Here is a 14,790-nt window from a genome sequence, read left to right as displayed (position 1 = left end):
CCAATATCAAATTTACTTAATGAAAAACCTTTCAACCAAAACTGATTTATCAACATTAAACAAGCAACAACTTAAAGCTGTACTTTCAGAATGTAAGCGTCTTCTAGTTCTAGCAGGTGCTGGTTCTGGAAAAACAAAAACCTTGCTTCACAAAATTAACTACCTTATGGATGATAAGCTCGTGGATGCAAAAAACATTCTTGCTGTAACTTTTACAAAAAATGCAGCTAATGAAATGTTGGACAGAATGATTGTCTCTTCAGACAAAACGGGATATTATGAAAAGTTTTTAAAAACTAAAGGAATTACAGTTATTGAGAGAAATAAAGAACGTCAGAACTATTTAAATAAATTTCCTTGGTTAAGTAAATTGACTATTAAAACTATCCATAGTCTTTGTTATCAGATTATCAAGAATGACGGTGTTCATGTGTTTGATAATAAGTTCAAAATAGTCGCAGATAAGAAAGGTAACAACGAGTTTATTGGAAATACCGCCGAAGAAACAGTAAGTGAAATAATTGAAAAAGTAACAATCAATCTTTCACAAAATAAAGAGTTTCTCCTAAGATTGAAGCGGTACATTCTAGATTATTTTGTTGATTTTATTCCTGATACCAAAGAAAAGGAAGAGTTTAGGCCAGAAGGAAAGTATTTCACAAGTTTAAAAGGCGATGAAGTACGATCTAAATCGGAACAGTATATTGCAGATTGGCTGTATCGTAATAGTATAGATTACGTTTATGAACCAGAGGTGAAGGTTGACAGATCAACCTTTCATCCTGATTTTTTTATACCTCAAGCTAATGTATATTTAGAGCATATTAGTAATAAAAGCCATCCTTCGTTTTGGAAAGAAGGTAAAATGAAGATTGCAGGTAATACATGCATTAAAACTTATGATGATGCTACCCATAATTCAGCGATTTTCAATAAAGTATTAGATCGTGTTATTAAGGGGAGAATAAGTGACGATTTAAGTTCAGCCACTGTTTTGCATTATGATGAAGAGTTTTCAAATTTCAGAAAAGAAATTAAACGTTTCTTTAGGGAGGTTAATGAAGTACGGAACAAAATTGTAAATTCAGAAAAACCAATTGGTCAAATTTTAGAAGAAGCTTCTAAAAGTGAATTTGAAAGAGTGCGTATGTTCTATGAACTCGCCATTCCAATCATTGACGCATTCAATGAGTATTGTATCAATAGATCATATTTAGATTTTGATGGTTTATTAACAAAGAGTATTCAACTTTTGGAGCAATATCCCAATATCAGAGAAAGATACCAGGATAAGTATAAATTTATTTTGGTTGATGAGTTCCAGGATGTCAACAATCTTCAAGTAAAGTTGCTTAATTTACTTACTAAAAAGGAGACACAGCTCTTTTGTGTAGGCGATGATTGGCAAAGCATTTATGGTTTTAGAGGTTCTGAAATAGGCTATATAGTTAATTTCAAACAGCATTTTTCAGATTCAGAGCTTTTAACTCTTAATCTAAACTACAGAAGCACCGATTCAATAGTAAATGCATCCACAGAAGCTATAAAGAAAAATAAGTTTCAAATTCCTAAGGACATCAAAGCAGTAAAGCGTGGTGGGCAAAAGATTAAAATATTTTACGAAGAGCAAGAAGGACAGTCTAATTCCTTTATATGGGAAACCATTGAAAAGCATATCGATGAAGGAATCAGTCCCGAGGAAATACTGGTGCTTTATAGACGTTCGGCTATGGCATCTGATTTAAAACAAGCGCTAAAGGATAGTGGGCATAAAATTCAGTTTAAAACAATACATAGTGCTAAAGGGCTAGAGGCTAAAGTCGTATTTATTTTAGGGCTACATTCTAATAAAGGTGGTTTTCCTGATCCTTGGTTACAAGACAAAATTTATCAAGTTATAAAACCTACAGACTACGATCACTTATTAGAAGAAGAGAGAAGATTATTTTATGTAGCTTTAACTAGAGCGGAAGATTATTTGTATTTGATATCTCAAAAGGGTGCAGTTTCTGATTTTATTAGAGATATTCCCAATGACTTTATTCAGCGGGAACAGAAAGAAAAAATAGCTATTACAAATACCTTGGTACTTTGCACCAACTGTGATTCTAAAATTGAAGACCACTATAAGTTCTGTCCTGAATGTGGTAAGTCCATCAATCTTCATACTTCTGAAAATAGAGGCGAAACATCTGATTTTGATTATGATAATTTAACAAATATCCATGTATCTACCCCAAATAAAGATTATGAAGCCCCTTCTAAACATAATATTAACTATAAGTATTCAACTAATTATAAAACAAATAAAAGTAAAAATGCGAGATTGAATGGATATTGTATTAGAACAGGAAAGGAGATTCCTTTTAATCCAGATCGTCCTATGTGTTATAATGCTTTTCAAAGTTGGGTTCAATTTGAAAATCCGGATTATCCCGAAAAGTATTGTCATAAAACGGGTAAATTATCTAACGGAAAAACAAGTATGCGCAAACCAATATTAGAAGATTAAACTTATGTTCTTTAATAAAAGGCTCATAAAAGCTTAGTATAAGTTTTCGATTTCTGTATTATCCTCAATTAATCTAAGCAAATCAGAATACTTATAAAAAATTCGTTTCCCAATTCTAGATACCCTTATATCATGGTCTCTTGCAAATGATGCCATTTTAGTGTTTCCGTAGTTAAAAAATTTTTTTACAACAATGCGAGGAACCCAATCACCCATAATTGGAAATTCCTTAAGGTTTTTGTGGTTTTTGTTATTTTTTTTCATGATTCTTTTTTTTTGCTAATATCCAAACAATATTGACTATCAACGGAACAAAAAAATTACATCATTTAGCCTTTTGATATCCTTTAAGCTTAAGCAAGCTTTTTACACGCTTTGCCTTAAAACTATCATCTGAATCATACTTAGACCTTACATCTCTGTCTTTTGTATCGTCCCATAGATATGTTAGGTCTCTAGATAATATCTCCATAAGATCATAAAATCTAGCATAAAACTTATCTAAATCCTTGTAGTCAATAGGTGATGCTAAACTGAATTCTTGAATTGTAATAAGTAAGTTAAATAGAACTGTTTTGTGTGGCTTATTAACTACTTTCCTTAATGTCGATGAAATATATTTATCTGATACCATTAATCTTAGCTCTGGAATTTCTTCTTTTAGTTCAATATAATTTTGGCCTAGTTTATTCAAATCTTCTAGAATCGCTTCGCTAACATTGCCGTTCTTTTCTTGTCGACGTAATTTATCCAATTCCTTGTCAAAGTCTAGTCCTAATTCATGAACTAATTGCTTAAAGAAAAAAACTTGACTCAAGGCTTTATAATAAATCCATATCCCTTTTATTGGGAACCTATAAATAGACTTATCATAATGCTTCTCGAGACTATGGAAAATAACCTCAGCATCAACGAAAAACTTTGTTACCAATTTACCTATCCCAATACTTTCCAAAATATCATAGGTGCGGTTGTCTTTAAAGACTGATAATTCAAAAATATTTTTGACTAAATAATTGAGTTTGTCTACATTAGAATTTTCAAGTATTTGAATTCTATCTTCGATAATTTCATTAAGAATTCTTTCCTTCTCTGCTTTTAACTTCGGAAAGTAGTCTTGCCACCAAGCTTTATTCTCCTGTTTAAATTCATCGTATGTCATAGCATTAATTTTTTAAAATGTTTGTTTAGTTTTTTCCGAGCGTCTTTCAAAATGGAGTCATTTACGTATAAATAATGACTATCCATATCTTTTGTGGTTGTGTGTCCCATCAATGTTTTGACCACTAAACTCTCTCTAATTCCAGCTTCATAAATTGATTGCCTGAAAAAACGACGCGCAGAATACGAACTAACGTTATAGTCTATTCCCGCCATTAAAACCATGATCTTCAGGTTTAGATTTAATTTATCTAGGCTACGCTTTGGTAAAATACGATTTTCTGGTTGTTCCCCTTCATACTTTTGAATTATAGATTTTGCCTGTTTGGTTAGGTATTGCTTCACCCTGATTTTAGATTTTCTGCGACATAGTTCAATGTAACCGTTTTTTACATCAGAGGAAGTTAAATCAATCGCATCACAGTAGCTCAGCCCAGTGAAACAAAGAAATAAAAATATATCCCTGTAAGCTTCTAGTTTAATGTCATTACCTAGGTTTAGTTCAATAATGCGTAGAAAGTCCTCATTAGATAATCTAGGTTTAATGGATTTCTTTTCAATAGCTCTAACACCCTCAAAAGGATTTGAAATAATGCGTTCTTCAAGTTGTAATTTATTAAAATAAGGTTTGATGTTTTTTACAATAGCATTTATCGATTGGCCCTTCAAGGCTATTTTACCTGTTTTATTGTCTGGCTTTTTCAAATAGTCCAGAAACTTATGAGCGTGTTGACGCTTAAATTCTTCTGGAGTCAAATGAAATAAATTGGACTTGGTTATAAAATTTGAAAAGTGATTAATCGATTTATTGTAATTCTTCTTAGTCCCCTTTGCTTTATCTCGGTCTGGTAAAATGTCGTTAACATAGTATGATTTAATAGATTCAAGAAGATTCAAGTTCTTGTCTCCATTATTCCTATCAAGTAAATGGTCTCGAATGGCTTTAGGTCTAATACTCGCTAAATCGTGACGGTTTTCTCTTAAATAATTATGGAATTCGTTCTCTAAGGCGTTTAACATTAAGTTATAACTATTAAATCGCTTTTGTTTAGAATCAAAACGTTGTGTTTTAATATTCCAAAACTTATAATCTTCTTTATGCACTGGCACAAGACTAAGTTTACCTTCAGCCTTGCTTTTGTTCTGTACAATGCGCAAACAAATTGAGCTTCTCTCTAATTTCTTGTTTTCCTTAGCCTTATTAATGAAAAACTTTAATGATGTGTTCATAATAATTGTTTTTTGGTTAAACTATTGATTTTGATAATCCACAGCGGAACAAAAAAATGACATTGGAAAAGTCAAAAGAATTTAAAAAGCCAATCATGATTTGAATGGCGTCGATTTTCCATTTTTGGTGAATCTTTTCATTTTTGGTGAATCCAAGGTGAATCATTTTAGTGGTTTTAAATGAACTTCACCGAAACCATGAGAAACAAAAATCCCCGTCGTTACTGGCGTAACGCGGGGAAGTGAAAAATAGTGAATAATAAAAAGTGATCGCGACAGGATTCGAACCTGTGACCGTCTGCTTAGAAGGCAGATGCTCTATCCAGCTGAGCTACGCGACCATTAAGTCGGGGTGGCAGGATTCGAACCTGCGACCTCCGCGTCCCAAACGCGGCGCGATAACCGGGCTACGCTACACCCCGAAACTGGTTATCTAGATGCGGAGAGACCGGGATTCGAACCCGGGCAACACTTACGCGTTGACAGATTAGCAATCTGCTCCATTACCACTCTGGCACCTCTCCAATAATCAATTAAAGAACGTTTCTTAAATTGCGGATGCAAATGTAACTTTTCATATTAAAGAACGCAAAAAAATTATTAGTTTTTTATATCAAACTTTACATCACTTTGATAGTGTTGATCTTAGGGTTACATTTATAAAACGATGTCTAAATACAAAATAGATAGGAGCTTTTCAGACTATGTGCATCAAAACTTGGCCGTCCCGTTGATTTATAAGCCAATAGATTGGAAAGAAATTCAGTTGAAACAGGACTATGCGAAGTACATTGATATGGTAGATGGTATTGATTATATTTTTAAAAACGGTAATCAAATCATGACCGTACAAGAGCGTTTTAGAGAAAAGAAATATCAAAATTATACCGATTTCACAATAAGGTATAGAAGAGATTTAAATCAAATAAAAGATCGCCATAAATCTGAATATTATAAAATGAAAGCACATTACTTCACTTATGGCATTATTGATAGTTCTAAGTCAGATTTCAAAAGTGCCAAGGATTTTATAAAGTATGCTATAATCGATTTAAAGCGTGTATATGAGAAATTAGACGAGAAAAATATATTTATCTTAGATGATGGTAAAAAAGTCTGCGAAATAGTAGATGGAAATAGGATAAAATGTCCAGTTAAGTATAATTCTGATGGTTCTTCTTCCTTTTTTCCTATTGATATAGCCTTTCTTGTTAAATTATGGGGTGAACGTATGGTTATTGCGGAAAAAGGTTTTTTGTAATTCAAAATTTAACGAAATTTTACTACGCAACCTTTTACTTTTTCAATAGTTTCGCTATGCTATGTCTCAGGAAAACCAACTTGTTAAATTCACGAAAAAAGGGATTTATTGTCCACAGGGAAGATTTTATCTCGACCCATGGTATCCTGTGGATTACGCAGTAATTTCTCATGGCCATGCAGACCACGCACGCTGGGGTATGAAACGCTATTTATGCACCGATGATTCTAAAGCTATTTTACAACATCGCTTAGGAGCAGATATTAAAGTTGAAAGTATCCCTTACCACAAAACGTTAACCATAAACGGTGTAAATTTAAGTTTTCATCCCGCTGGTCATGTTATTGGTTCAGCACAGATTCGTTTGGAATATAAAGGCTATGTCGTGGTGTTTTCGGGTGACTATAAAACACAACCCGATTTTATTACCACACCATTCGAACCAGTTGAATGCCATACCTTCATAACCGAAAGTACTTTTGGATTACCTATTTACAACTGGCAAAGCGAAGATAGACTTCGAGAGCAGTTACATTCTTGGGTAACAGCAAATCAAGCTAACAATAGAACATCGGTTTTTTTCGGCTATTCTTTAGGAAAAGCCCAGCGCTTGATGTCTTTGTTGGAAGGAATTGAGGACATTTATGTGCATCGGGCTATTCACAACTTAAACGAAACCATTACTAATTCAGGAATCCAATTGCCAAAGACTAAATTATGGTCGGCAGACCTCGATAAAAAAAAACTACGGAATAAAATTATTATTGCACCACCTGCCTTGTTAGGTTCGCGCATGTTAAAACGTATCCCTAATGCCGCTAAAGCCTTGTGTTCTGGCTGGATGCAAATTCGAGGCAATAGACGCTGGCAAGCTGTAGATGCAGGTTTTGTGGTTAGTGACCATGCGGATTGGAATGGTCTAATATCCGCAGTAAAAGCTACGGAAGCCGAGCAGGTATATGTTACCCACGGTTCTCAAGCGGTTTTTTCAAAATATTTGAATGAAATTGGTATTAAAGCCAAGGAATTGAAAACTGAATATGGTGATGAAGCACTAGAAGCGGCCGAATCAGAAACTGAAAAACTAGAATCCAAATGAAGCAGTTTTCAGAACTCATCAGTGCTATAGAAATCACCAATAAAACCAATGCTAAGATGGACGCTTTGGTCCATTATTTTGCTACAGCACCAGATAAGGATAAGTTATGGCTTATTGCTTTATTTACAGGAAAACGACCAAAACGGCCTGTAAAAACTACTTTAATGAAAGAATGGTGCATGGAATTAACGAACATTCCAGAATGGCTGTTTTTAGAAAGCTATAGTACCGTTGGTGACTTAGGGGAAACCTTGGCCTTACTGTTGCCCAAACCTACACATCACTTGGATTTAAGCCTTAACGAATGGATGATGGAACTAAAGGCTTTAAAATCAAAATCCGATGAAGTGAAAAAAGCTTTTGTTTTAGAGGCTTGGACTGGTCTGGACCAACAAGAACGGCTTATTTTTAATAAACTCATTGGTGGCAGCTTTAGAATTGGTGTATCCAAAAAAACATTGGTCAATGCTTTGGCTAAACTTACAGGAATTGATGCTAACCAAATCATGCATAGTATTATTGGTCACTGGGAGGTTGAGATGATGTCCTTTGAAGCCCTTATAAATGGTAGTCATATAAATTATGATAACTCTAAGCCTTATCCGTTTTGTCTGGCCTATGCTTTGGAAAAGAATTTAGGAGAATTGGGAGAGCCCAATGAATGGATGGTAGAGCAAAAATGGGACGGGATAAGAGGACAGATTGTAAAGCGGAATAACGAAATTTATATTTGGTCTAGAGGTGAAGAGTTGGTAACCAAACAATTTCCGGAATTGGTAGAGGCCATATCCAATTTTCAGGATGATTTTGTGATTGATGGGGAAATTCTAGCCATGAAGGATAACGACGTGTTGCTATTTAACGATTTACAGAAACGTCTAAATCGAAAACATGTCACCAAAAAATTATTGCAAGACGTACCTGTAGGCTTCAAGGCTTACGATATTTTAGAGTTAAATGGTGATGATATTAGGGTCATTTCTTTTGAAAAACGCCGTCAACATTTAGAGAAAATATTTACAAGTATCACTTTACCTAAAATACTTCAACTATCTTTTATTGTGAATTTTAATGAATGGAAAGAACTTCATGCTATTAGGGATAATAGCAGGGTCATCAATAGTGAAGGTTTAATGTTGAAGCAAAAAAAATCACCCTACCATACAGGTCGCAAAAAAGGCGATTGGTGGAAATGGAAAGTCGACCCATTAACCATAGACGCGGTTATGATTTATGCTCAAAAGGGTAGTGGAAGACGTAGTTCAAAATATACAGACTATACGTTTGCGGTAAAAAAAGATGATGGATTGGTAACCGTGGCGAAAGCCTATTCTGGACTTACAGACAAAGAAATTACCGAAATATCACGTTGGGTCAACCAAAATGCCATTGAGAAATTTGGTCCGGTGAGAACCGTAAAACCTGAATTGGTTTTCGAGATTGCTTTTGAAGGAATTGCCTTGAGCAATAGGCACAAATCGGGTGTAGCCTTGCGCTTTCCACGTATTGCTCGATGGAGAAAGGATAAACCTGTAGATGATATTGATACTATTGAATCCGTAAAACAATTAATCACAGCACCTTGAGTTCATTTAAAGATAGCAATGGCCTTCGTATCATAAACAACTGGATGGCAGAAAAGGGTCAGGCACCTTTTACCTTTCAGGAGCAAACCTGGCAGCGTTATGCTAATGGATATTCTGGTATGGTAGTGGCGCCAACGGGATATGGTAAGACGTTTTCGGTGTTTTTAGCAGTAGTCATTGATTATCTTAATCATCCTGAGAACTACAACAAAGGATTAAAATTACTCTGGATTAGTCCGTTGCGCTCTCTAGCTAAAGATTTGGCCAAAGCCATGACCGAGGCTGTTGAGGACATAGGTTTGGATTGGTCGGTACAAGTAAGAAATGGTGATACACCAACAGCCATAAGGCGCAAACAAGAGCGTCTCATGCCAGATGTTTTGCTTACCACACCAGAAACCATGCATTTGTTGTTTTCCCAAAAGAAAAATTCCAAATGGTTTAAAGGCGTTAAATGCGTGGCTATTGACGAATGGCACGAACTTCTAGGAAATAAACGTGGTGTACTTACCGAATTAGCGCTCTCTCAATTGAGACAGTATGCACCAAAACTACGTATTTGGGGCATCACAGCCACTATTGGAAATCTAGACGAAGCCAAACAGGTCTTGTTGCCTTATCCCAATTTAAAAATTACCCAGGTTACCGCGAAGCATAAAAAGAAATTAGATATTATTTCGGTTTTACCAGATGAGATTGAAGTATTGCCTTGGGCAGGTCATTTAGGTGCTAAAATGGCTGATAAAATCCTACCCATCATAGCAGCGCATACCACGACTTTAATCTTTACCAATACACGAGGTCAAGCTGAATTATGGTATCAGGTGCTTTTAAACGCTCAACCCGATTTGGCAGGCCTATTGGCCATTCATCATGGGTCTATAGATAAAAAACTACGAAATTGGATTGAGGATAATATTGCTTCAGGTTATTTAAAAGCCGTCGTTTGCACCTCATCATTGGATTTGGGTGTCGATTTTAAACCTGTGGATTGTGTGATTCAAATCGGTTCGGTAAAAGGTATAGCTCGGTTTATGCAGCGCGCAGGACGCAGTGGTCATTCACCGTTTGAACGCTCTAAAATTTATTTTGTGCCAACACATTCCTTAGAATTAGTAGAAGTTTCAGCTTTAAAAGAAGCGATTAAAAATAAGCAGGTGGAAGCACGCGACCCCATGGTACTGACCTTTGATGTGCTGGTGCAATTCATGGTCACTTTGGCGGTTGGTGAAGGGTTTGATGCTGAGCGATTGTTTCAGCAAATACAACAAGTACATGCGTTTCAATACATTACTAAAGACGATTGGTTGTGGTGTCTACAATTTATTACCCAAGGTGGTCAAACCCTTAAATCTTATGAAGAATTTCACAAGGTAATTTTGGATGATGACGGCAAGTACAAAGTAAAAAGTAGGCGCATAAGTATGTTACACCGCATGAATATTGGTGCTATTGTGAGTGAAGCCCATATGATGGTTAAGTTCATCTCTGGCGGTTATATTGGTATGATTGAGGAATTTTTTATTTCCAAATTAAAACCTGGTGATAGCTTTATTCTCGCCGGTCGGATTTTAGATTTGGTACAAATTAAGGATATGACTGCGCTTGTGAGAAAGAGTAAGGCTAAAAAAGCAGTGTCACCGAGTTGGCTTGGTGGCCGACTGCCTTTAACGTCGCACTTAAGTCATTTTTTAAGATTGCAATTATCACATGCTTTAGAACCAAGCAGATTGGAAAAAGAATTACGATTTTTAAACCCTTTGGTGAGTCGGCAACATCAGCATTCCCATATCCCTAAAGCTGATGAATTTTTAGTGGAACTCATAGAAACCAGGGATGGACATCATTTATTTATGTATCCGTTTGAAGGGCGTTTGGTGCATGAAGTGTTTTCGGCATTAATTGCCTACAGAATCAGTAAAATCAAACCGATTACATTTACCATAGCTATGAACGATTACGGTTTCGAATTGTTAAGTGACCAGCCCATTCCTGTAGATGACACAACAATTAAAGACCTGTTAAGTAAGGAAAATTTGATGGATGATGTCATTGCGAGTATTAATGCTTCAGAAATGGCCTCAAGAAAATTCAGGGATATTGCAGTGATTGCAGGTCTAGTGGTGCAATCACAACCAGGAACACGAAAAAATAACAAAAGCTTACAATCGTCATCTGGATTGATTTTTAGAGTTTTGGAAGACTACGAGCCTGATAATCTATTGCTTCGTCAGGCGTATACCGAAGTGTTCAATCAGCATTTAGAAGAGGCTCGTTTGCAGCAGGCTTTTGAACGTATTACCAAAAGCAAAATAATCGTTAAACAAGCCAAGTCGTTCACACCATTGAGTTTTCCATTAAAAGTGGATAGCCTACGAGGTACCATTAGTAATGAGAACTTAGACAAACGCATTCAGCGCATTAAAGAACAAGCTTTTAAGATTGATTAATTGAATATAGTCACTGAACATATTACCATAGCTAATGAAAGGTTAAGCTTGACCAACCAACGTGCCATCTATTGGCCTGACGAAAAGGCTTTAATCCTGTCGGACCTTCATATTGGAAAAACGGCCCATTTTCGTAAACACGGCATACCAGTGCCTGACGACATTCTTCAAAAAGATTTGGAACGTTTAAAGCAGTTAATACGTCATTTTAAAGTACAGCAACTCATTATTGTTGGTGATTTATTTCACGCTGAGAATAATTCAAATATATTAACTTTTGAATCGTGGGTAAGCCAATTTGAAAATCTACACATAGTTTTAATAAAAGGAAATCACGATCGGCAATCAAATCGGTTAATGAATCAGCTTGGGATAAAGGTAGAGTCTCAGTTGTTCGTTGAGCCATTTTACTTTATACATGAACCCAAAAATGATTCTTTGCATGAATTTACCATTTCGGGTCATATTCATCCAGGTGTGCTCATTAAGGGAAGGGGTAAGCAAAAGGTAAAACTTCCTTGTTATCAGGTAACGAAGCAACAACTTATTTTGCCTGCTTTCAGTTTGTTTACAGGATTAAATACCAAAGCGAATTCAAATGATGTTATTAGTTATACATTTACAGATAATGCTATTTTCAAGTTGTAGTAAAATGCTTTTTATCGAATAAATTACACTTTTTATCGATAATTTAAAATTAATTTCTATGTTTGTAGTCCCAAATTGATTGTTATGATGTTTCACCATAGCAACGAAACTATTAACCAATGAATAACCTACTTAAACGTACGTTTGTGATGTGTTTTGTTTTAACACTACTAACCTGTACATCGGATTCTGCAGAAAATGAATTGTCTTTAGATTTAAACCCGAGTCAACTAAATGAACCTTGTGTAGGACAACTACCTATTACAAGAGTCATTAACAATGGAACGGTTTCTATTGATTTTAAAGTTATAGACAGTGATGGAGTTGTATTAGTTGATATTCCGAGTATTCCAGCCAATACTACAACATCTTGGGCCAGTTTTGACGAAGGAGTGGTCTTATTTTCAATCGACACCAATCAAACATTGGTCAGTGACGACAAGGTAGAGCTTAACATGGAATCCTGTATGGCTTATGAGATTGAGATTAACACTAATAATGAAGTTGTATCGTACTTGCCTATATATCTTTAGAGCATAGGATAATGATTTTAGTGTTGTTTTTATCTGTCGTAAAGAACAGATAAGACATACCTCCATCTTTTATTTTTAACTTTTTTCGAATATCATTCACCGATAGTGGAAAATTCCGCGTAGTAATATTTGCCTTTTGGATACCTGCTTTGGCAAATACTTTCTTATTGAAGGGCATAACCTTTTCTATACGGAATCGCCTCCCCGGAAAATTTACCAATTCATCAGAGGTGTATAAATGCGAATGCTTATGCAGTTTTTTAATATTTAGGGAAGAACAGATATAATTGAATGCACCGGCTTTTAAAATAGCCGAATTAGGTTCATATAAATAGGTGAGGGGTAAAGCATATTCTACTGTCGCTTTGAGTTCATCTTCAAAGTTAAACTCAAAATCTTGGATTCCGTTTTTAGTAATATTTATAGTTTTTATCTTTAGGTCTCCTTTAAAATCACGCTCTAAAATCCAAAGCAGTTCTTTTACTTCATTATTTACAGCTACAACATGAAGTTCTTTTATATGTTTTAACTCATTTTTTATCGCTGTGATGTCTAATAGTGGTGATGTTTTAATCATCACATGCTTCGCATATTTTAAAAATAAACTTTGTAGTGTTTTGATGTTGGGTGTGCAGTCTGACAGCAAAAACACCTTGTTTTTTGAGTCATCTCTTCGTGATGGGTCAATGTAAATCCAATCAAAATGTTTATCAATGCCTTTCAATGTCTCAATACCATCAGCATTTACGCATTCAACGTTATCAACACCCAGTACTTTAAAATTGTGTTTTACGATTTCTGAAAGCCTACTGCTTATTTCGCAATGGGTCACCATTTTCACCCTCTTTGAGAAGTAATAAGCATCTATACCAAAACCACCTGTAAGATCTATTAAAGTATTGTCATTGACTAAACCTGCTTTATAGTGGGCTGTAGTTTCTGATGATGTTTGCTCAATATTTAGTTTGTTTGGATAGTAAATATTTTTGGTTCGAAACCAAGTTGGCAACTTTTTTTCACATCGTTTTTTAGCTTCAATCTGTTCTATGATAAGCTTTGGATCTGGCGTATCAAAAGGGATACCTCTGAGCAATAAACTTGAAACGTCGGGTTTTATATTAGAGTTTATAAATTCCTGTATTTCAATATTTAATATAGTTTTATCCAAACTATTTCTAAAGGTTTTTAGTCAGCTTTTCCACAATCTTGTATCCGGATAAAAATTCCTTTAAAATTACTTTTATCGCAGTGTAAGCTGGTATGGCGACAATCATACCTACAATACCAAAAAGGATACCTGCAATAATGATAACCAAAAAGATTTCTAATGGATGTGATTTTACACTTTTAGAGAAGATAAACGGTTGACTAAAAAAGTTATCGACCAATTGCGCAAAAACAAACCCAATCATCACATAAGTAGTTTTGGGCAGTATAACTTGGCTAAAACTTTCCCCAAGATTACTAGACATGCTCAAAATAAGCATCAAAAAACCACTGACCAATGGGCCAACATAGGGTACAAGGTTTAAAAGCGCGCACAAAAAGGCAATGACCACTGCATTATCAATATCAAAAATGAGCAGTACAATAGTGTAGATAACAAAAAGGATTAAAATTTGAAATATCAACCCGACAAAATAACGCGACAAAAGGTCTTTGATCTTATTCCAAGAGCGTTTAGAACGTGTTTCATTTCCAGCAGGGACAAAAGTCATGATGCCATCCTCGAATAATTTGCTGTCTTTTAAAAAGAAAAAAGAAATAAATAAAACAGAAAACAGTCCAACACTAAAACTACCTAATCCACTTACTAAACTATTAAAGAAGTTTGGTATTAAGGAAAAATCGAGTTTAGAAAGTATGTTTGAATCTTTTAAGGATTGCTCTACATCAATATGGTTGAATTCAAAATAGGTAACAATTTGTTGGTACAAATTATCTAAATTGCTCTCTAGCTGCTTAAAATCTAATAAAGCAAGATTTTTACCTTGGTCTGTAATTAAAGGAATAAACATCCCTATTAAGGCACTGAGCAGACCAATAAACAAAACCATAGTTACAACAACGGCTAAGGTATTCCTAAATTTTAATCGTCTTCTTAAAAACATTACTATAGGTCTCCCAACCAATGAAATCACACCAGCAATAGCAACATAAACGATAACTGATTGTATTTTGTACAGAAAAAATAAAACCAATACAATAGCTAGAAGGATACCTAAAGCTCTAAGAATGCCGTTTGCTATAACTTTTGAATTCATGTTTCAAATATCCTGAAAAAAATCGATACCTGCTGATTCAGTACAT

Annotated in this window: 12 protein-coding genes and 3 tRNA genes; 7 read left to right on the top strand and 8 right to left on the bottom strand. The window is 35.0% G+C overall.

What is annotated here, in order from left to right:
• The first annotated feature begins 19 nt into the window (after positions 1-19).
• Positions 20-2,512 carry a UvrD-helicase domain-containing protein gene (locus tag ACFQ1K_RS04305; protein WP_320556560.1) on the top strand — a complete coding sequence of 831 codons (2,493 nt, stop codon included), beginning with the start codon at positions 20-22 and terminating at the stop codon, positions 2,510-2,512.
• Between the two features lie 33 nt (positions 2,513-2,545).
• On the opposite strand, the gene ACFQ1K_RS04300 is transcribed toward ACFQ1K_RS04305, so the two are convergent.
• The 6 genes from ACFQ1K_RS04300 to ACFQ1K_RS04275 form a co-directional block, all read right to left on the bottom strand.
• Complete coding sequence (locus tag ACFQ1K_RS04300; protein ID WP_320556561.1) at positions 2,546-2,776, bottom strand: hypothetical protein; 231 nt, start codon at positions 2,774-2,776, stop codon at positions 2,546-2,548.
• A 61-nt stretch (positions 2,777-2,837) separates the two neighbouring features.
• Entirely contained in the window at positions 2,838-3,674 is an 837-nt protein-coding gene (locus ACFQ1K_RS04295; RefSeq protein WP_320556562.1) for a hypothetical protein, read from the bottom strand.
• Positions 3,671-4,903 (bottom strand): tyrosine-type recombinase/integrase, encoded by a 1,233-nt coding sequence (locus ACFQ1K_RS04290; RefSeq protein ID WP_320556563.1) that lies wholly within the window; start codon positions 4,901-4,903, stop codon positions 3,671-3,673. The genes ACFQ1K_RS04295 and ACFQ1K_RS04290 overlap by 4 nt, the downstream gene beginning before the upstream one ends.
• A 267-nt stretch (positions 4,904-5,170) precedes the next feature.
• Positions 5,171-5,244: transfer RNA gene (locus ACFQ1K_RS04285), tRNA-Arg, on the bottom strand.
• A 6-nt stretch (positions 5,245-5,250) separates the two neighbouring features.
• Positions 5,251-5,325: transfer RNA gene (locus ACFQ1K_RS04280), tRNA-Pro, on the bottom strand.
• Between the two features lie 18 nt (positions 5,326-5,343).
• A tRNA-Ser gene (locus ACFQ1K_RS04275) sits at positions 5,344-5,427 on the bottom strand.
• A gap of 143 nt (positions 5,428-5,570) precedes the next feature.
• On the opposite strand from ACFQ1K_RS04275, the gene ACFQ1K_RS04270 reads away from it, so the two are divergent.
• The 6 genes from ACFQ1K_RS04270 (at position 5,571) to ACFQ1K_RS04245 (ending at position 12,480) form a co-directional block, all read left to right on the top strand.
• The gene (locus ACFQ1K_RS04270) at positions 5,571-6,164 is read left to right on the top strand and encodes a hypothetical protein (protein WP_320556564.1); all 594 of its coding nucleotides are present in this window, start codon (positions 5,571-5,573) and stop codon (positions 6,162-6,164) included.
• Positions 6,165-6,225: 61 nt separating this feature from the next.
• Positions 6,226-7,263, top strand: coding sequence for a ligase-associated DNA damage response exonuclease (locus ACFQ1K_RS04265; protein ID WP_320556565.1), 1,038 nt, complete (start codon positions 6,226-6,228; stop codon positions 7,261-7,263).
• Positions 7,260-8,849: an ATP-dependent DNA ligase gene (locus ACFQ1K_RS04260; protein ID WP_320556566.1), complete on the top strand. Its 1,590-nt coding sequence runs from the start codon at positions 7,260-7,262 to the stop codon at positions 8,847-8,849. The genes ACFQ1K_RS04265 and ACFQ1K_RS04260 overlap by 4 nt, the downstream gene beginning before the upstream one ends.
• Positions 8,846-11,299, top strand: coding sequence for a ligase-associated DNA damage response DEXH box helicase (locus tag ACFQ1K_RS04255; RefSeq protein ID WP_320556567.1), 2,454 nt, complete (start codon positions 8,846-8,848; stop codon positions 11,297-11,299). Before ACFQ1K_RS04260 ends, ACFQ1K_RS04255 begins: the two co-directional genes overlap by 4 nt.
• On the top strand, positions 11,300-11,947 hold the full coding sequence (gene pdeM, locus ACFQ1K_RS04250) for a ligase-associated DNA damage response endonuclease PdeM (RefSeq protein ID WP_320556568.1): 648 nt from the start codon (positions 11,300-11,302) through the stop codon (positions 11,945-11,947). It begins immediately after the preceding gene.
• Between the two features lie 119 nt (positions 11,948-12,066).
• Entirely contained in the window at positions 12,067-12,480 is a 414-nt protein-coding gene (locus tag ACFQ1K_RS04245) for a hypothetical protein (protein ID WP_320556569.1), read from the top strand.
• Here ACFQ1K_RS04245 and ACFQ1K_RS04240 read toward each other — a convergent pair.
• Both ACFQ1K_RS04240 and ACFQ1K_RS04235 read right to left on the bottom strand, forming a co-directional pair.
• Positions 12,467-13,648 carry a class I SAM-dependent methyltransferase gene (locus ACFQ1K_RS04240; RefSeq protein ID WP_320556570.1) on the bottom strand — a complete coding sequence of 394 codons (1,182 nt, stop codon included), beginning with the start codon at positions 13,646-13,648 and terminating at the stop codon, positions 12,467-12,469. The two genes, ACFQ1K_RS04245 and ACFQ1K_RS04240, sit on opposite strands and share 14 nt — an antisense overlap.
• Before the next feature lie 7 nt (positions 13,649-13,655).
• A complete protein-coding gene (locus ACFQ1K_RS04235; protein ID WP_320556571.1) occupies positions 13,656-14,744 on the bottom strand; it encodes an AI-2E family transporter in 1,089 nt (362 codons plus the stop codon).
• Positions 14,745-14,790 lie beyond the last annotated feature (46 nt).

Source organism: Winogradskyella aquimaris, from assembly GCF_042676105.1.
In the GTDB taxonomy this organism is placed as follows: domain Bacteria; phylum Bacteroidota; class Bacteroidia; order Flavobacteriales; family Flavobacteriaceae; genus Winogradskyella; species Winogradskyella aquimaris.
This window is presented reverse-complemented; position numbering and strand designations above follow the sequence as displayed.